General features: G+C 58.7%; 12 protein-coding genes. 7 read left to right on the top strand and 5 right to left on the bottom strand.

Features of this window, described 5'->3' with window-relative positions; translation table 11 throughout:
- Window positions 1–29 precede the first annotated feature (29 nt).
- From AC19YX_RS00925 to AC19YX_RS00945, 5 genes are all read right to left on the bottom strand, one after another.
- Window positions 30–992, bottom strand: coding sequence for a transketolase family protein (locus AC19YX_RS00925; protein ID WP_500606125.1), 963 nt, complete (start codon window positions 990–992; stop codon window positions 30–32).
- Between the two features lie 5 nt (window positions 993–997).
- Window positions 998–1831 (bottom strand): transketolase, encoded by an 834-nt coding sequence (locus AC19YX_RS00930; protein ID WP_500605445.1) that lies wholly within the window; start codon window positions 1829–1831, stop codon window positions 998–1000.
- Window positions 1824–2777: a GDP-L-fucose synthase family protein gene (locus AC19YX_RS00935; protein WP_500605446.1), complete on the bottom strand. Its 954-nt coding sequence runs from the start codon at window positions 2775–2777 to the stop codon at window positions 1824–1826. The genes AC19YX_RS00930 and AC19YX_RS00935 overlap by 8 nt, the downstream gene beginning before the upstream one ends.
- A gap of 2 nt (window positions 2778–2779) precedes the next feature.
- Complete coding sequence (locus AC19YX_RS00940) at window positions 2780–3688, bottom strand: GHMP family kinase ATP-binding protein (protein ID WP_500605447.1); 909 nt, start codon at window positions 3686–3688, stop codon at window positions 2780–2782.
- Between the two features lie 87 nt (window positions 3689–3775).
- Window positions 3776–5302 (bottom strand): B12-binding domain-containing radical SAM protein, encoded by a 1527-nt coding sequence (locus AC19YX_RS00945; protein ID WP_500605448.1) that lies wholly within the window; start codon window positions 5300–5302, stop codon window positions 3776–3778.
- Window positions 5303–6353: 1051 nt separating this feature from the next.
- Between AC19YX_RS00945 and mexE the strand changes: the two genes are divergently transcribed.
- The 7 genes from mexE (at window position 6354) to AC19YX_RS00980 (ending at window position 17954) form a co-directional block, all read left to right on the top strand.
- On the top strand, window positions 6354–7610 hold the full coding sequence (gene mexE / locus AC19YX_RS00950; protein WP_500605449.1) for a multidrug efflux RND transporter periplasmic adaptor subunit MexE: 1257 nt from the start codon (window positions 6354–6356) through the stop codon (window positions 7608–7610).
- A 15-nt stretch (window positions 7611–7625) separates the two neighbouring features.
- Window positions 7626–10805, top strand: a complete 3180-nt coding sequence (locus AC19YX_RS00955; protein WP_078473478.1) for an efflux RND transporter permease subunit — start codon at window positions 7626–7628, stop codon at window positions 10803–10805.
- Window positions 10802–12223, top strand: a complete 1422-nt coding sequence (locus tag AC19YX_RS00960) for an efflux transporter outer membrane subunit (RefSeq protein WP_500605450.1) — start codon at window positions 10802–10804, stop codon at window positions 12221–12223. The genes AC19YX_RS00955 and AC19YX_RS00960 overlap by 4 nt, the downstream gene beginning before the upstream one ends.
- A 248-nt stretch (window positions 12224–12471) precedes the next feature.
- Window positions 12472–13371, top strand: coding sequence for a bestrophin family protein (locus tag AC19YX_RS00965; protein ID WP_421546872.1), 900 nt, complete (start codon window positions 12472–12474; stop codon window positions 13369–13371).
- A 76-nt stretch (window positions 13372–13447) separates the two neighbouring features.
- Window positions 13448–14503: a tetratricopeptide repeat protein gene (locus AC19YX_RS00970; protein ID WP_201130899.1), complete on the top strand. Its 1056-nt coding sequence runs from the start codon at window positions 13448–13450 to the stop codon at window positions 14501–14503.
- A gap of 284 nt (window positions 14504–14787) precedes the next feature.
- A complete protein-coding gene (locus tag AC19YX_RS00975; protein WP_500605451.1) occupies window positions 14788–16290 on the top strand; it encodes an ATPase domain-containing protein in 1503 nt (500 codons plus the stop codon).
- Window positions 16287–17954 carry an ATP-binding protein gene (locus AC19YX_RS00980; RefSeq protein WP_078472279.1) on the top strand — a complete coding sequence of 556 codons (1668 nt, stop codon included), beginning with the start codon at window positions 16287–16289 and terminating at the stop codon, window positions 17952–17954. Before AC19YX_RS00975 ends, AC19YX_RS00980 begins: the two co-directional genes overlap by 4 nt.
- Window positions 17955–17972: the final 18 nt, after the last annotated feature.

Raw genomic sequence — 17972 nt, forward strand, 5'->3', positions numbered from 1 at the left:
CGTTGACGGATGCTCCACTGCCTATTTGGTCAAAGTGATTGTTGAAAGTCCCGCACTTTCTGAATAACAGCCTGACGACCGATACCCACCTGTTCATGGAGTGTTTGCCGGTCGCCCAGCTCGAATCGATACTGCGGAGCGACGCCTATATTCAGGAAAGGTTTGCCTGGCACGCGCCGTGAAAGAAGGTTGAACAGTAACGAGTCCAGCCCTCCACTCCCCTGGAATCCTTCCTCCAGCGATACGACCCCACGTACACATTGAAGCCGGGCGACCAGGGCCTCTTCGTCGAACTGGCTCAGATCGAACAAGTCAACTACCCTCACCTTCAGTCCATGCCCGGCGAGGTCCTCGGCCACTTGGATTGCTGTTTGGGTCATATAGCCTGTCGATACAAGGCAGAGCTCTTCGCCCTCCCCGTGCTCATTGAAACCGCGCTTGAAGTCAGGCAAGGCATGGCTGTAGATCACCGGAAGTACTTGGGCGTCCAGGCGCAGGTACTTGATCCCGGGCCGCGTTAGGCACTCGGTGGCCAGCATGCCGGAAGTCACCTGATCTGCGGGTGAGAACACCTGCATGTTCGGCATACTGCGCATCAGCGTGATGTCTTCATAGCATTGATGGGTCGGCCCCGAGACAACATAACTGTATCCAGCCCCGACCCCGATAAGATTGACGTTGAGCGGACGAACCGTCGACAGTAAGGCAAGATTGACGCGAATCTGCTCAAAGCATCGCATTGTGATGAATGGTGCTATTGCATAGGCAAATACCTTGAAGCCTTCAAGCGCTAGGCCGGCTGATACGTTGATCATGTTCTGTTCTGCGATGCCGACATTGACGAACCGGTTTGGGTAACGTTCACGGATGTGATCAAGCACCGGCGAGCCGAAATCTGCCGTGACAAAAAATACATCATCGCTCACCATTGCCTCGAGAATGGACGAGAGCAAGGTGTCGCGCATCGCGCGTGGCTTTAACGACGGCGGCATAATATTCACTGTCTGGCCCCCAGCAACTGCTCAATTAGGTCTGGAGCGATAGGGGTAATGTGTGACAACGGCGCGTTTTCCAGACCAGGCACCCCGTGACCTTTGCGAGTGTTGACGATAATGATCTGTGGCTTCCCCTTCTCACATGCCCGACTGATAGTCAGAGCATTGGAAATGGCCTGAGGCGAGTGACCATCAACCACTACCTGGGCCTGCCATCCGAACGCCGTGAACTTGGCATGCAAATCACGATGGGAAACAATATCGTCCGTCGCCCCGAGCATGCTGATCTGGTTGTTATCGACAAGGACTGTGAGATTGTCCAAACGATGTTGTGCTGCAAACATGAACGCCTCCCAGTTCGAACCTTCATGCAACTCACCGTCACCGGTGACCACATGGACACGCTGATCCCGCCCGCGACGTTTCAACGCCAACGCCATTCCCGCGCCGACGCCGATGCCGTGCCCCAGCGAACCATTGATCGTCTCATAACCCGGTATCACTGGATCTGGAATACCACCCAGAAAACTACCTGCCTGGCACACGCGATCAAGCTCAGTTGACGAGAAATAGCCCAGATCAGCAAGGATCGGGTACATGCAGAGGGAGCCGTGGCCTTTACTGATGATGCAGCGGTCACGTCCGGGCCAGCGCGGATCAGCAGGATTCTGGCGTAAAAAACCACCGTAATAGAGCGTCACGAAAATCTCGATGGGCGACAAAGACGACGCCACCCGTGTTTCAGGCGCCCGCTGATGGATTTTCAGTGTTTCCCGCCAAACCCAGCTGGCTTTTTCCTGCAACAGTTCAGTAAGAGCCGGTTCAATGTTATTCATGGCAGCTCTCCAAAAAAGACGCATATGTTTGGCGGATACCGCTTTCAAGAGATATGCCCGGATGCCAGCCAAGGGCCCTAATACGCGAACTATCGAGCAGTTTTCTCAAGGTGCCGTCGGGGCGCTCAGTATCCCAATTGATATCGCCGCGGTAACCGACAACATCGCCGATCAGTTGGGCCAGCTCGCTGATCGCCAGGTCGGAGCCCGTACCAATGTTAATCGGTAGCTCGGTAGAAGAAAGATCAGTGTTAAGCAGCAAATGACACGCGCTCGCTAGATCGTCTGCGTGGATAAACTCACGCCTTGGTTGTCCACTACCCCAGAGTGTCAGGATTTGATCGCCTGCCCGGACCGCACTGTGAAAACGATTAATCAATGCAGAAAGAACGTGCCCAGACTGCGGGTCAAAGTTGTCATTAGGACCATAGACACTGTTCGGAATAACCGGAATGAAGCGCTGCTCGCCAAATTGCCGGTTATAGGCCAAGCACATTTGCACACCCGCCAGCTTCGCTATGGCATAGGCCATACTGGTCACCTCTGGTTTTCCACTCAGAAGAGCTCCTTCAGCCATTGGCTGTGCGCACTCGCGGGGATACATGCAAGACGAGCCAAAAAACAACAGGCGCTGCGCATCGTGAAGATGAGCGCTCTGTATTACATTGGTCTGGACTTCCAGATTGCAGGTAACAAAGTCCGCAGGGTACGTCAGATTCTCGACAATCCCGCCCACCTTACCCGCAGCTAGAATCACTATTTCCGGACGTTGATCGGCGAAAAATGCCTCGACAGCCAGCTTGTTGGTCAACTCCAGCTCTTCATGGTCACGAAGAATTAACTGGGTAAAACCCGCTGCAGTAAAATGCCTGACAAACGCCGAGCCAATCATTCCACGGTGCCCTGCGATAAATATCCGCGTGTGTTTAGAAAGAAACAGCGACATACTTAAAATCCATTGGGCTGGTAAAGAACCACACGGCTCCCAGAGTTCTCAAACCGAAACGGCACATGAATCAAGTCTTTCAAGCATTCAAGGACCTGCCACTGCAGTTCAGGTTTGACGAAAAACAGCATGAACCCACCGCCACCAGCCCCTAGTAATTTGCCGCCTATGGCTCCCGCAGACCTGGCGGAATCATAAATATGATCAAGATCCGGATTGCTGATTCGATTCGACAAGCTTTTTTTCAAGCACCACCCCTCATGAAGCAGAGTACCGAAGTCATCCAATGATCCTGATCCCTGAAGGATGGACAAAGCTTCATCCGCCATATGCATTATCTGAGTCAGTTCGCCGTGCCTGACCGATATATTTTGGATTTGGCTCTGCGCAATTTCAGACGCGATGCGGGAGAACCCTGTGAAGAACAACATCAAATGATTTTGCAGGAACTGCAGGCGCGCATCCGGCAAGATGATGGGTGCCACACTGAAATCGCCACTACGATGAAAATCAATACGATTGAAACCGCCATATGCGGCAGCAACCTGATCCTGTGAACCTACACTCTCCTTGATCAGGTTCTGCTCAACATGTATTGCCATCTTCGCCAATGAGTCTTGGCAAACCTGCTCACCGTCGAGCGCTTTTAAGGCGTGCAAAAGTCCTACGGTAAACGACGAGCTTGAACCCAGCCCGGAACGCGCAGGTAAATCACCGTCATGATGTATCTCCAATCCCCGATCACAGTCCATGTATCGAAGTACCTCACGCACCGAGGGGTGTTGAATCTCACTCGGCTCCATCACATTCTCTATCGCTGAATAGACAATACGGTATTTATGATCAAAGAACGGCGGCAAGTGGCGGCAGTTGATGTAGCAGTACTTGTCAATTGAGGTGGAAACTACCACTCCTCCCTCATCCCGAAACCAACCTGGATAGTCGGTACCTCCGCCAAAGAACGAAATCCGATACGGCGTGCGAGTTAATATCACTGACTAGTTCCCAAGCAGTTTGCGCTTCAGCTTTATACGAGACATATCTTCAATGTTTTGGCGCTGCGGAAGGCCAAATTTTTCCTGAACAAGAGCTAAATACACAGGATTTGTGAAGTACGTCTGCCAAGCCTCATCTCGAAACCTCAACACTTCAGCGGCTGACAGAAACTTTGTCGGAAGTGGTTCGCACTCATAAGACAAGAATGCATACCCCTCGTAACGAGAAGGCAACTTCCAGCCATTTTCTCTCGCCATCCTGTTCATAGGGCTTCCTGGCAGTGCCTGACACGGGTACATGTTGGTCATTTCACAATTCAGCTCGATCGCGAGATCTAATGTTTCCTGCATGGTCTTATGATTATCATCAGGAAACCCGAAGATAAAATTGCTAATGACGTTGATACCTGTATCTCGGATTCCATTGCAGACATCTCGAATATTGACTTCCTTGAACGAGCCTTTGGAAACTTCCTGGCGAACCATCTGATTGCCGGCTTCGACACCTAGCGCCAACCAGTTTACTCCCGCCTTTTTAAAACGCTCCAGAGCATCACGACGTACAGTATCGACGCGCGAATAGGTCCACATATTAAAATTGAACTCACGCTCAATGACCTGATCTAAAATCGGCTGATAAAATTTGCGATTAAGAAAAAACATCTCATCACTGATGCGAAGACTATGCACGCCAAGTCGTGCCAGTTTTTCCATTTCACGCATAACCCAGGCCGGACTCCAGAACCGCATGCCGCGAAAGCTCGCAGCATCGACATCATCAGAATTATCGGTCCGATTAAGGATATTGATCATGCAGAAGTTGCAACCAAAATTGCAGCCTAGAGAAGTGTAGATGGCCGCAAAGGGCGTGCGATTACCATGATCGAAGCCCGCATGCCAGAAGTGCGCTCGATACAGATCCAGAGGACGTTCTTTGTAGGGCAAGAGATCCCAAGCATAGCCCGGCATATCGATGTCCATGCGCTCCTGAGGCACCAATCGCTCTGGCGGGTTTAGAGTTGGCATAGGAAAATTTGCCGGCCCCGACTGCTTGTAGCCTATCCCCTTGATGAAACAAAGGTCGTCACCCAGGTTACTCCTGAGCAGAGAGTGCAGCGCATAGACCCCTTCATTCAACAAAACAATATCAATACTAGAGTGCGCCAGGACCTCCCGGGGCAAAGCACTGATATGCGAACCGACAAAGCAGATCTTGAATAACGGGGACTGCTCCTTTAGCGCCCTCGCCAACTCGAGAGCCCCAATCATACTGGTCGTACCAGAATTAGGGTTCTGCCCATATACGACGAACACGACTAATCGTGCACAGTACTCTTCTATCCGAAGAACCGACTGTTCAAGTGTCAACCGTTCAGCATCACAATCTAGAATCGCAACCTCAAACCCTTGACTGCGACACGACTCAGCCAGCAGTAAAGACCATGTAGGCGGCTCTATTGCAGAATAAACGTCAGCCAAACCCTGATAAGCCTTGGCGGACGAGTCAGGTGTCACAAACAACACATCCATATGTACCGCCACCCCTTGACCTCCCCCCAGTCGAATACTTCAGCACCGCAGTACCGCAGTACCATTATCGCTGATACTACCTAGCAAAAATGACAGCCCTATGAAAAAACAGCTGAGAAATCCTCTAATCAAAGTAACTAATCTGGACTGCACATCGGTCGAATATCGACCAACACTACCTGCTTCGCACGGCCAAATCTATAAAGAAAACGAAAAACATGTCAAATACGCTTTCAATTTAGCAAATTCAGCTGTAACTCATTGAATAGTGATACTGATAAATATTTTTTTGCAGGCCCGTGAGCGAGACTAGAGCTCTCATATTCCCTCCGAAAGTGCTCACGCACTGCACATTTAAGCGTATTAATCACATCAGGATCATGATCCCGATCAGCATTTTATCAATGAGCATAGATCGGGTCAGCCGAAGAAAATCCCTCCTCGATCACTCATAGATCAACGCATGGCTATTTGCCATTGCGCACATCTTGATCATACCTCCGACACACGCAGTAAATATTAATTCGCGAACCGCTCCGAATTCTGCCTTAAAACATAACGCAGCCGGCGCTCCAATTGATATATAGGTATTCAATTCTAGCTCCCCCCCCCCAAATCAGGGCATTTTGTCTGCGATAAAATCCCCTGTGATCGGCGGTGCGGACGGTTGAATAAACTAGGATTTATACGCTCCGGTGGTCTGCGTACAGCTTTCAGCGATGTCCAAAAACATGAGCCCGTTGAATACTTAACCCCCTGAAACTCCTCAAAGTTCGCTCTTTGAGGATATATCCGAAAAGACGAAGGTCTCCCGCTACTCTGTGCCACTCGCATGCATCCTTCAGAAGCTAACTACGCAATGTTGCGCCCAGGACAACAAAGAATTACACGCCGGGCAATTGATAGCCCCCTAACGAAAGGCGCATGCTAGGGGGCTCGCATGGGGCTCTCTATCATTCCCGATGATAGTTACCTTCGCTTCATTCGATTCGTGCGATACCAGCCTGCCGCTCATCATCCGCCCATCTTAAATTACCTTGGCGGATGAACCATGGACCAGTCACTCAAACTCTTGCGCTATCCACTCGCGGCCCTGGCCGTGCTGGTGATGAGTGCTTGCGGTAAAGCCCCGGAAACCGCCGCCAGCATGCCCGCTGCCAAAGTCAGCGTGGCCAAGGTGCTGGAACAGCCGGTCAATGAATGGGACGAATTCACCGGGCGCCTCGAAGCCCCGGAAACCGTTGAAATCCGCCCACGGGTTTCCGGCCAGATCGATCAAGTGGCCTTCACCGAAGGCGCCCTGGTGAAAAAGGGCGATTTGTTGTTCCAGATCGATCCACGTCCATTCCAGGCTGAGGTACGCCGTCTGGAGGCCCTGGTCGCCCAAGGCCGTGCCAACGCCACCCGCAGTGAAAACGAAGCCCAGCGCGGCGAACGCCTGCGCGCCAGCAACGCCATCTCCGCCGAATTGGCCGACTCGCGCACCAGCGCCTCCCAGGAAGCCCGGGCTGCTGTCGGCGCGATCCAGGCGCAACTGGATCTGGCCAAGCTGAACCTGAGCTTCACCCGCGTGACCTCGCCTATCAGCGGTCGCGTCAGCCGCGCGGAAATCACCGCCGGCAACCTGGTCACCGCCGATACCACTGCGCTGACCAGTGTGGTCTCCACCGACAAGGTCTACGCCTACTTCGATGCCGATGAGCGCGTGTTCCTCAAGTACACCCAGCTCGCACGCCAGGGTCAGCGCGGTGCAACCACCCCGGTGTACCTGGGCCTGTCCAACGAAGACGGCAACCCGCACCTGGGCCAGATGAACTTCGTCGACAACCAGGTCAACCCGAAAACCGGCACCATCCGCGGCCGGGCCGTGTTCGACAACAGCGACGGCACCTACACCCCGGGCCTCTATGCACGCCTGAAACTGGTGGGCAGCGGCACCTACTCCGCCGTGCTGATCAACGACGAAGCGGTGGGCACCGACCTGGGCAAGAAGTTCGTTCTGGTGATGGATGGCGACAACAAGTCCGCCTACCGCGCCGTCGAGCTGGGGCCGAAGATCGAAGGCCTGCGCATCGTGCGCAGCGGCCTGAACAAGGACGACACCATCATCGTCAAGGGCTTGCAGCGGGTGCGTCCGGGTTCGCCGGTCACGCCTGAAGTGATTCTAATGGCCACCAAGGAAACCCTCGCCGCTCTGGCGCAACAACGACAAGCACTGGAAGCCAGCAACCTGCCCCAAGTCACGCCCGCCAAAAGCGCGCCTGGCTCGGCAGTGAAACTGGCCAGCGCTGCGACTCCACGCGGTTAAGGGACGACAACTCCGATGAATTTTTCCCAATTCTTCATTTCACGGCCGATCTTCGCTGCGGTGCTTTCGCTGCTGATCCTGATCGCCGGCGCGATCTCGCTGTTCCAGTTGCCGATCAGCGAATACCCGGAAGTGGTGCCGCCGACCGTGGTGGTACGCGCCAACTTCCCGGGGGCCAACCCCAAGGTCATCGGTGAAACCGTGGCAGCTCCCCTGGAGCAGGCCATCACCGGCGTCGAGAACATGCTCTACATGTCCTCGCAGTCGACCGCCGACGGCAAAATCACCCTGACCATCACCTTCGCCCTGGGCACCGACCTGGACAACGCGCAGGTGCAGGTGCAAAACCGCGTGACCCGCACCGAGCCCAAGCTGCCCGAAGAAGTGACGCGTATCGGTATCACCGTCGACAAGGCTTCGCCCGACCTGACCATGGTTGTGCACTTGACCTCGCCGGACAAACGCTACGACATGCTCTACCTGTCCAACTACGCCCTGCTCAATATCAAGGACGAGCTGGCGCGCCTGGGCGGTGTCGGTGACGTGCAACTGTTCGGCATGGGCGACTACTCACTGCGGGTCTGGCTCGATCCGAACAAGACCGCTTCACGCAACCTGACCGCGACCGACGTGGTAACCGCCATTCGCGAGCAGAACCGCCAGGTCGCCGCCGGTGCCCTGGGTGCGCCGCCCGCCCCCAACGCCACCAGCTTCCAGCTGTCGGTCAACACCCAGGGGCGTCTGGTTTCCGAGGAAGAGTTCGAGAACATCATCATCCGCTCCGGCGACAACGGTGAAATCACTCGACTCAAGGACATTGCACGGGTCGAGCTCGGCTCCAGCCAATATGCCCTGCGCTCCCTGCTGAACAATCAGCCGGCGGTGGCGATCCCGATCTTCCAGCGCCCAGGCTCGAACGCGATCCAGATCTCCAATGAAGTTCGGGACAAGATGGCCGAGCTGAAGAAGAACTTCCCCGAAGGCATGGACTTCAGCATCGTTTATGACCCGACGATCTTCGTTCGTGGCTCGATCGAGGCGGTGGTGCATACCCTGTTCGAAGCACTGATTCTTGTGGTGCTGGTGGTGATCCTGTTCCTGCAGACCTGGCGCGCCTCGATCATTCCCCTGGTGGCGGTACCGGTCTCGCTGATCGGCACCTTCGCCGTGATGCACCTGTTCGGTTTCTCGCTTAACGCCCTGTCACTGTTCGGCCTGGTACTGGCCATCGGGATCGTGGTGGACGACGCCATCGTGGTGGTGGAGAACGTCGAACGTAACATCGGACTCGGCTTGAACCCGGTGGACGCCACCAAGCGCGCCATGCGTGAAGTCACCGGCCCGATCATCGCCACGGCCCTGGTGCTGTGTGCGGTGTTTATCCCGGCGGCCTTTATTTCCGGGCTGACCGGGCAGTTCTACAAACAGTTCGCCTTGACCATCGCCATCTCGACCGTGATCTCGGCCTTCAACTCCTTGACCCTGTCGCCGGCCCTGGCAGCGGTGTTGCTGAAAAGCCATGACGCGCCCAAGGACCGTTTCTCCAAGGTGCTGGACAAGATTTTCGGTGGCTGGCTGTTCCGTCCCTTCAACCGTTTCTTCGACCGCGCCAGTCATGGCTACGTCGGCACCGTGGGCCGGGTCATCCGCAGCAGCGGCATCGCCCTGTTGCTCTACGCCGGATTGATGGTCCTGACCTTCTTCGGTTTCTCCAGCACCCCGACCGGCTTCGTACCCGGCCAGGACAAGCAATACCTGGTGGCCTTCGCGCAACTGCCGGATGCGGCGAGCCTGGACCGTACTGAGGAAGTGATCAAACGCATGTCCGACCTGGCGCTGAAACAGCCTGGGGTCGAGGCGGCCGTGGCCTTCCCTGGCCTGTCGATCAACGGTTTCACCAACAGCACCAACGCCGGCATCGTGTTTGTCACCCTCAAACCGTTTGACGAGCGCAAGGACCCGAGCCAGTCGGCCGGCGCCATTGCCGGTGCCTTGAACGGCCAGTTCGCCGGGATTGAGGAAGCCTACATGGCGATCTTCCCGCCGCCGCCGGTACAGGGCCTGGGCACCATCGGTGGGTTCCGCCTGCAGATCGAGGACCGGGGCAACCTGGGCTATGACGAGCTGTACAAAGAAACCATGAACATCATCAACAAGAGCCACAACGTGCCGGAACTGGCCGGGTTGTTCACCAGCTACACGGTGAACGTGCCCCAGGTCGATGCCGCCATCGACCGGGAAAAAGCCAAGACCCACGGCGTCGCCGTCAGTGACATCTTCGACACCCTGCAGATCTACCTGGGTTCGCTGTATGCCAACGACTTCAACCGCTTTGGCCGCACCTACCAGGTCAACGTCCAGGCCGAGCAGCAGTTCCGCCTCGAACCGGACCAGATCGGCCAGCTCAAGGTGCGCAACAACAAAGGCGAGATGATCCCCCTGGCGACCTTTATCAAGGTCAGCGACACCTCGGGCCCGGACCGCGTGATGCACTACAACGGCTTTATCACCGCTGAAATCAACGGTGCGGCGGCCCCAGGCTACAGCTCCGGCCAGGCCGAGAAAGCCATCGAGAAACTGCTCAAGGAAGAACTGCCCAACGGCATGACCTACGAGTGGACCGACCTGACCTACCAGCAGATCCTCTCGGGCAACACCGCGCTGTTTGTGTTCCCGCTCTGTGTATTGCTGGCGTTCCTGGTGCTCGCCGCCCAGTACGAAAGCTGGAGCCTGCCACTGGCGGTGATCCTGATCGTGCCGATGACCCTGCTTTCGGCCATTACCGGGGTGATCCTGTCGGGGGGTGACAACAACATCTTCACCCAGATCGGCTTGATCGTACTGGTGGGCCTGGCGTGCAAGAACGCGATTCTGATCGTCGAATTCGCCAAGGATAAGCAAGAGGAAGGCCTGGACCCGCTGGCTGCGGTGCTGGAAGCCTGCCGCCTGCGTCTGCGGCCGATCCTGATGACCTCGTTCGCCTTCATCATGGGTGTGGTGCCCCTGGTGTTCTCCAGCGGTGCCGGCGCGGAAATGCGTCACGCCATGGGTGTCGCGGTGTTCTCCGGGATGCTCGGGGTGACCTTCTTCGGCCTGCTGCTGACGCCGGTGTTCTACGTCCTGATCCGCAACTATGTGGAGCGCAGCGAGGCCCGCAAAGCCGCCCGCGCCCTGAAACTGGAGGCGCAACAATGAGCCTGAAAGTCTTCCTGCCAAGCCTCCTGGTACTGGCGCTGAGCGCCTGTGCCGTAGGTCCGGACTACAAGACCGAGAACCTGGAGGCGGCCCATATCACGGCCGCCACCGATGGCGCCGCCGGACAGAAGAATTTTGACCGTGCACGCTTCGAAGGTATCTGGTGGCAGCAGTTCGAGGACCCGATCCTCAATCAGCTGGTGACCCAGTCGTTGCAAGGCAACCGCGAACTGCGGGTAGCCTTTGCCCGGCTGCGTGCGGCCCGGGCGATTCGGGACGACGCCAGCAATGACGCCATGCCGACCATCACCAGCCGTGCCAGCAGTGACCTGGCCAAGGGACAGATCCCTGGCCAGACCACCAAGCGCGTCAACAGCGAGCGCTACGACCTGGGCCTGGACATGGCCTGGGAGCTGGACCTGTTCGGCCGAATCCAGCGCAACCTGGAAGCCAGCGACGCCGACCAGCAGGCCGCCGAGGCTGATTTGTTCCAGCTGCAAGTGACCATGATCGCCGAGCTGGTAGACGCCTACGGCCAACTGCGCGGCGCCCAGCTGCGGGAAAAAATCGCCCTGGCCAACCTGAACAACCAGCAGGAGTCGCGCAAGATCACCGAGAGCCTGCGCGATGCCGGGGTCGGCGATCAGCTCGACGTGGTGCGCGCCGATGCGCGCCTGGCGTCGGTCGAAGCCAGCGTGCCGCAACTGCAAGCGGAACAGGTACGCCAGCGCAATCGCATTGCCACCCTGCTCGGCGAGCGCCCGGACAAGCTCACCGTGGACCTGAGCCCGGCGCAATTGCCGGCAATCGCCAAGGCGCTGCCGATCGGCGACCCGGGTGAACTGCTGCAACGTCGTCCGGATATTCTCAGCGCCGAACGCAAACTGGCAGCGGCGACGGCACGGATCGGCGTAGCCAAGGCCGACCTGTTCCCACGGGTCAGCCTCAGCGGCTTCCTCGGCTTTACAGCCGGGCGCGGTTCGCAGATCGGTTCCTCGGCCGCCAATGCCTGGGCCCTGGGCCCTAGCATTACCTGGGCTGCGTTCGACCTGGGCAGTGTGCGGGCCCGCCTGCGCGGTGCCGACGCCAATGCCGATGGCGCCCTGGCGACCTACGAGCAGCAGGTCCTGCTGGCCCTGGAAGAGTCGGAAAACGCCTTCAGCGACTACGGCAAGCGCCAGCAACGGCTGATCTCGCTGATTCGCCAGAGTGAATCGAGTCGCGCGGCGGCCGACCTGGCGCAGATCCGCTATCGCGAGGGCACGGTGGACTTCCTGGTTCTGCTCGACGCCCAGCGTGAACGCCTGGCCGCCGAAGACTCCCAGGCCCAGGCCGAAGTCGACCTGTATCGCAGCATCGTTGCCATCTACAAGGCCCTGGGTGGCGGCTGGCAGCCCGAGACGGTGGCCAGCAAGTAACAGACAGAGCTCCTTTGGTTGGCCGCAACCAACCAATTTTTTGCCCCGCGCCCCATTCGGTCGCGGGGCTTTTTTTGGCCTCGCTTTTAACGCCGATGACCTTTTGACTTATGAAGAGGTGATCATTGATAGATGATATTGATCAACCTGTCAGCCATAGCAATTGGACAACCCACAGCTCGGGTTCTAGCCTTAACCCGCCGTGCAAGCCCTGCGGCACCGTGTCCGCCATTGGTCGTAGTCCCTCGATGATTGTCCGTCCCAAGCCGAACCTGATCGGCATCCTGTTCTCCCTCAAAGGGTCGATTGCCAAGCGAATCGCCCTGCGCAGCATTCTCGTGACCCTGCTGGCATCAGTGATTGTGCTGGTGGAAACCCTGCACCCGGCGTACTTCTCCAAGGTCAATGCCACGCCCTTCACCTTGCTCGGCCTGTCACTGTCGATCTTCATGAGTTTTCGTAACAACGCCTGCTATGACCGCTGGTGGGAAGGCCGCAAACAGTTGGGCCAGTTGATCATCGAGGTGCGCTCGCTGATCCGCGAAACCCTGATCATCCAATACAGCCCGCAGCGTGACAGTCTGCTGCGCGAGCTATGCGGTTTCGCCCACAGCCTGATCGCCCGCCTGCGCCTGGAAGACGAAGTCAGCGCCGGCCAGCCCTGGGTCAGCGAACCCCTCGACCGCAGTCACCCGAATATCACCGACAACCTGCTGCAGAGCCTGGGGCGGCGCTGCTCGGCCCTGGCCGAACAGGGCCTGATCAGCGAGTGGCGTTATACCCAGCTGGAAACACGCCTGGTGAGCCTGAGCCAGGTCCAGGCCAGTTGCGAGCGGATCAAGAGCACGCCGCTGCCCTTTCCCTACACCCTGCTGCTGCATCGCACCATTTACCTGTTCTGCATCCTGCTGCCGTTTGCCATGGCCGAACCCCTGGGCTGGCTGACGCCGATCTTTACCGCGATCGTCAGCTACACCTTTTTCGGCCTCGACGAAATCGGTGACGATCTGGAGGACCCGTTCGGCTTTGACGAGAACGATCTGCCGTGCAACGCGATCCTGCGCACCCTCGAACGCGAAGTCCTGGCAGCACTGGGGCAAAGCCCGCTGCCGCCGCCGCTGGAGCCGGTGGAGTACGTGTTGACCTGAGTCCGGGTTTGACTCCAGCCGGTTCCTGACCGAAGCTTGCGCCTCTAGAAAAAGTCGCTCTGCTCCGGAATCTTGCATGTCCCCTCCCCGTCGCTATCTGCTGATCAGTCTGCTTATTGCCCTGGCCCTGAGCCTGGGCTGGTTCATGCTGCGCAGCAGCCCGCCGCAAGTGCCGGAGGCGATCAAGCATGGCTATGCCAAGGCTCTTGAGCAGGCACGTAACGGCCAGGGGGGCGCGGCTCGGGTGCTTTATCAGCAATTGGCGCGCCCTGACCTGACCGATGCCCGACGCATCCGGCTGTTGAATGAGCTGCCCAACTACCCCAGCCCGCAAGCCCTGAAACTGGCCGACGCCGACCTCTACCACCCCAGCGCCGAAGTGCGCCAGGCGGCCATTCAAAGCGTGCTGGGGCTGGTGCCCAACGGTCAGCGCAGCCTGCTGCTGGGTCCGCTGCTGGAAGACCGGGAGCAGGAGGTGCGGTTTGCCGCCGCCACCGCGTTGCTCGGGCTGTCGCCGGACGACCAGGGGCTGTATTTCGGCCCCCTGCAACAGGTGATCGACGAATACACCCAGGTCCTCAAGACCCGGGAGGACGATGTCGAAGCCCAGTACCAACTGGCGCGCCTGTACCTGCACAACGCCGACCTGGTCAAAGCCCAGCAGGCCCTTGAGCAGGCCCTGCGCCTGCAACCGGATAACCTGCAGGCCGTGGTGCTGCAAATAGAAGTGCTGGATAAACAGGGGCGCAGCGACGCCGCGCGCCAGCTGTTGGCCAAGCAGTTGCAGGCGCAGCAGGACTCGGCCTATCTGCAACACGCCCTGGGCCTGTGGCTGCTGCATCACCAACAGGGCGAATTTGCCTTGCTCGGCTTGTCGCGCGCGGTGGAGCTGGAGCCGAACAACGCGGACTACCGTTACGACCTCGCCACCACCCTGCACAGTGAGCAAGAGCTGGAAGCGGCACAGAAACAACTGGAAGAAATCGTCCAGCGCCAACCGGCCAACCGCAAGGCACGGGTGTTGCTGATCAGCTACTGGAAAGAAAGCGGCCAGTTGCAAAACGTCCAGGTGCTGCTGGCCCAACTCGAACAACAAAACCCCGACGACCCGGCACTGCAGCAAGGCCTGTAGCCGCTGCCGCCAGGTTGCGCTGGCCAGTCGCCCCTGCGCATGTACACCTGACACACTCCAGCGCACTGAAGGGCCAGCGCAGCCATCGGCAGCGGCTACAGAGGTCGTCGGGCGCTGAACATCCGCACTACCTCATAAATCCCCGACAGCCCCCGCCCCCGGCCCCTACAGAACAATAAATGTTGAACCGCCATCATCGGCGACGGTCAAGTATTGAGGCAGTGCTTTGAAGGGCGTTCGCGCGCCACTGCCTATTACGATCAGTCGCCACGCGAGGGCATTTCTTGACGATATCCACCGAGTTGATCAGCGCCAAAGCCGCCACCGGCATCGAAGGTCTGGACGATATTCTTTCCGGCGGCTTATCCCGCGGGCATGTGTTTCTGCTCGAAGGTGAGCCTGGTACCGGCAAGACCACCGTGGCCTTGCATTTTCTATTGGCTGGCGCCCGCGCCGGCGAACGTTCGCTGTACATCACTCTCTCGGAAACCGAACGTGAACTGCGCCAGGGTGCGCTGTCCCACGGTTGGGAGCTGGACGAAAACATCCATATCTTCGAACTCACCCCGCCGGAAAGCCTGCTCAACGCCGAGCACCAGCAAAGCCTGCTGTACTCCTCGGACCTTGAGCTGGGCGAAGCCACCAAGCAGATTTTCGAAGTGGTCGAGCGGGTCAAGCCAACCCGGGTGGTGCTCGACAGCCTGTCGGAGATCCGCCTGCTGGCGCAAAGCTCATTGCGCTATCGCCGCCAGATCCTGGCCATCAAGCATTACTTCGTACGTTACGACGCCACCGTACTGCTGCTGGACGACCTGACCACCGAATCCCTGGACAAGACCGTCCACAGCGTCGCCCACGGCGTGGTGCGGCTGGAAGAGCTGACCCCCAACTATGGCGCCGAACGGCGACGGATCCGCGTGGTGAAGTACCGCGGGCAGAAATACCGCGGCGGTTTCCATGACTTCACCATCATGGGCGATGGCGTCCATGTGTTCCCACGGCTGGTGGCCGCCGAGCACCGTGGGCGTTACGTGCGTCAACAGTTGACCAGCGGCATCCGGGAAATGGACGCCCTGCTCGGCGGCGGTATCGAGACTGGCTCCAGCACCCTGATCCTCGGCCCGGCCGGTACCGGCAAATCCCTGATCTCCATGGTCTTCGCCGCCGCTGCTGTGGCCCGTGGCGAAAAAGCCGCGCTGTTTATCTTCGACGAAGAACTGGGCCTGCTGTTTGAACGCATGAAAAACATGGGCATCGATCTCGAGGCCCTGCAAGCCACCGGCAACCTGATGATCGAGCAGGTCGACGCCGCCGAATTGTCACCGGGCGAACTGTCGCACCGGGTCCGGCGCTGCGTCGACAAAGGCAATATCAAGACCGTGGTCATCGACAGTATCAACGGCTACCAGGCCGCCATGCCTGAAGAGAACGCCCTGGTGCTGCACATGCACGAGCTGCTGCTGTACCTCAACCGCCAGGGCGCCGCGACCTTCATGACCGTGGCCCAGCACGGCCTGGTCGGCGACATGCAGGCGCCGGTGGACATCACCTACCTGGCCGACACGGTGATCCTGCTGCGTTACTTCGAGGCCCTGGGCAAGGTGCGCCGGGCCATTTCCATTATCAAGAAGCGTACCGGCAGCCATGAATCGACCATCCGCGAATACCGTATCGGCAGCCAGGGCATGACCACCGGCGAGCCCCTGGCCGCATTCCAGGGCGTGTTGCGCGGCGTGCCCACCTACCTCGGCGAGAGCAATCCGCTGCTCGAGGATGAGCAGCCGTGACCGTTATCGAACCGCTCTCCGAACGCGCCCTGGTGCTCACGCCACTGGGGCGTGATAGCCAACTGGCGCAACTGATGCTCAAGGAAGCGGGCTTTCAGGGGGTGATCACCCCCCATCTGGCGGCGCTGTGCGAGGAACTGGAGCACGGCGCCGGGCTGCTGATTATTTCCTCCGAAGCCCTGCGCGGGGCCGATATCGAACCCTTGCTGCAGCACTTAGAGCAGCAACCTGCGTGGTCCGATCTGCCGATTGTGCTGCTAACTCACCATGGCGGGCCGGAGCAGAACCCGTCCTCGGGCCTGGGCAACCTGGGTAATGTGACCTTTCTCGAACGCCCATTTCACCCGGCCACCCTGATCAGCCTGGTCAGCACCGCCCTGCGCGGACGGCGGCGCCAGTATGAAGCGCGGGATCGGTTGATCGACCTCAGCCAGAGCGAACTGCGCCTGCAAAGCACCCTGGAAACCCTGGAGCAGCAGGTCGAGGAGCGCACCGCGCAGCTGCGGCACAACGAAGAGGCCCTGCGGCAATCCCAGAAAATGGAAGCGGTCGGGCAACTGACCGGGGGCATTGCCCATGACTTCAACAACATGCTGACCGGCATCATCGGCAGCCTGGAGCTGCTGCGACGGCGCCTGGCCCGGGGTCGCACCGAAGACCTGGACAGCCTGATCGACCTCGGCGTGACCTCCGCCAACCGCGCCGCGGGCCTGACTCACCGGCTGCTGGCCTTTTCGCGGCGCCAGTCCCTGGACTCCAAACCGGTGGAGATGAACACCCTGGTGACATCCATGGGTGAGCTGCTGCACCGCAGCCTGAGTGAAAGCACGCAGTTGGAGATGCAGCTCAACCCCACGCTGTGGGTCGCCGAAGCCGATCCCAATCAACTGGAAAGCGCCCTGCTCAACCTGGTGCTCAACGCCCGCGATGCCATGCCCAATGGCGGGCGGCTCTTGGTCGAGACGTTCAACCAGCATCTGGACCACGACTTCACCCAGGCCCATGACAACCTGGAACCCGGCGACTACGTGGTCCTGCGCGTCAGCGACAACGGCTGCGGCATGCCGGAAAGCATCATCAACCGGGTGTTCGATCCATTTTTCACCACCAAGCCGATCGGCCAGGGCACTGGCCTGGGCCTGTCGATGATCTACGGCTTCAGCAAGCAGTCCCACGGCCATGTCAGCATCACCAGCGCCCTGGGCCGGGGCACCGAAGTCAGCCTGTTCCTGCCGCGTTTCAGTGGCGACGTGCAACAGGACGAACACCTGGCACCACAACTATTGCCCTATGCGCAGAACGGCGAGACGGTGCTGATTGTCGAAGACGACACGGCGGTCCGGGTGCTGGTCAGCGCGGTATTGAGCGAGTTGGGTTACAACTTTGTCGAAGCCGGCGATGCCGTCGGGGCGATGCCGATTCTCGACTCGGGCCAACGCATCGATCTGCTGATCAGTGACGTGGGCCTGCCCGGCATGAACGGCCGGCAACTGGCGGAGATCGGGCGGCAGATCCGCCCGGAGCTCAAGGTTCTGTTCATCACCGGTTATGCCGAACACGCGGCGGTGCGTGGCGGCTTCCTCGACCCGGGGATGCAGATGATCACCAAACCCTTCACTTTCGACCTGCTGACCGCCAAGGTCCGGGAAATGATCAAGGCCTGATGCCCAAAGGCATCAGGC

Source organism: Pseudomonas sp. MF09150, assembly GCF_059862355.1.

Bases quoted from the DNA above. Each gene is read 5' to 3' on its own strand.
- AC19YX_RS00925 (WP_500606125.1), bottom strand. From the start codon at position 992: ATGCCGCCGTCGTTAAAGCCACGCGCGATGCGCGACACCTTGCTCTCG.
- AC19YX_RS00930 (WP_500605445.1), bottom strand. From the start codon at position 1,831: ATGAATAACATTGAACCGGCTCTTACTGAACTGTTGCAGGAAAAAGCC.
- AC19YX_RS00935 (WP_500605446.1), bottom strand. From the start codon at position 2,777: ATGTCGCTGTTTCTTTCTAAACACACGCGGATATTTATCGCAGGGCAC.
- AC19YX_RS00945 (WP_500605448.1), bottom strand. From the start codon at position 5,302: ATGGATGTGTTGTTTGTGACACCTGACTCGTCCGCCAAGGCTTATCAG.
- mexE (WP_500605449.1), top strand. From the start codon at position 6,354: ATGGACCAGTCACTCAAACTCTTGCGCTATCCACTCGCGGCCCTGGCC.
- AC19YX_RS00955 (WP_078473478.1), top strand. From the start codon at position 7,626: ATGAATTTTTCCCAATTCTTCATTTCACGGCCGATCTTCGCTGCGGTG.
- AC19YX_RS00960 (WP_500605450.1), top strand. From the start codon at position 10,802: ATGAGCCTGAAAGTCTTCCTGCCAAGCCTCCTGGTACTGGCGCTGAGC.
- AC19YX_RS00965 (WP_421546872.1), top strand. From the start codon at position 12,472: ATGATTGTCCGTCCCAAGCCGAACCTGATCGGCATCCTGTTCTCCCTC.
- AC19YX_RS00970 (WP_201130899.1), top strand. From the start codon at position 13,448: ATGTCCCCTCCCCGTCGCTATCTGCTGATCAGTCTGCTTATTGCCCTG.